The organism is Burkholderia sp. E168m23, assembly GCF_016586125.1.
GTDB lineage: Bacteria > Pseudomonadota > Gammaproteobacteria > Burkholderiales > Burkholderiaceae > Burkholderia > Burkholderia orbicola.
Genome location: NZ_BCPP01001557.1, coordinates 1 through 845 on the forward strand (window position 1 = coordinate 1; position 845 = coordinate 845).

At 69.9% G+C, this 845-nt stretch carries 1 protein-coding gene; it reads left to right on the forward strand.

Annotated elements, in window-relative coordinates:
- Window positions 1-90 precede the first annotated feature (90 nt).
- Window positions 91-789, forward strand: coding sequence for a phosphatase PAP2 family protein (locus JMF90_RS38880; RefSeq protein ID WP_011548161.1), 699 nt, complete (start codon window positions 91-93; stop codon window positions 787-789).
- The last annotated feature ends 56 nt before the right edge of the window (window positions 790-845 follow it).

Below are 845 nucleotides of genomic sequence, written 5' to 3' on the forward strand. Positions count from 1 at the left end.
GGGGCTTCGCCGCTTGTATCCGTTGTAGTCGTTCTTCCCGGCTCGCGCGTTGATTTAAGCATTCTCCCGCCTTCGTTCGTCCCCTTCCCGATGTTCGACCTGCCTTCTCACCTGTGGATCATGATCACCGCGTTCGGCGGCGCCGGGCTGACCTTGCCGCTCGCGATCACGATTGCCGTCTGGCTCGCGCTCGGCTACTCGTGGCGGCGCGCGGCCGCGTGGCTCGGCGTGCTGGCGGCCGCGATCGGCGTGGTGGCGCTCACGAAGATCGCGTTCCTCGGCTGGGGCATCGGCATTCGCGCGTGGGATTTCACCGGCTTCAGCGGGCATGCGATGCTGTCGACGTCGGTGTATCCGGTCGCGATTTTCCTCGCGCTGATCCGCACGCGCACGCCGGTGCGGATCGCCGGCATCGCGCTCGGGCTGGCGACCGGCGTCGCGGTCGGCGTGTCGCGCGTCGCGCTCGACGCGCATTCGCCGTCCGAGTCGATCACCGGCTGCATCGTCGGTGCGATCGCCGCGCTCGCGTTCATCGCCGGCTCGTGGCGCGCGGTGCCGCACCGCTGGTCGGTGCCGGCGGTCGTCGCGAGCCTCGCGCTCGTCACCGTGGCGCTGCATGGCCTCACGGTGCCGTCGCACCGCTGGGTCACCAAGGTCGCGCTGGAACTGTCGGGCCACGAGCGTCCGTTCGTCCGCGCGCGCTGGAAGGCCAACCCGAACTACCATCCCGCGTCGCAACCGTCGTCGCTGCAGCGCACCGAGTCGGCGCCGCCTACGCTTCACGCGTGACGGGCCGCCCGGCCAGTCCTTTCCACGTCTGACCATTTCCTGCGCACCGTCGCATG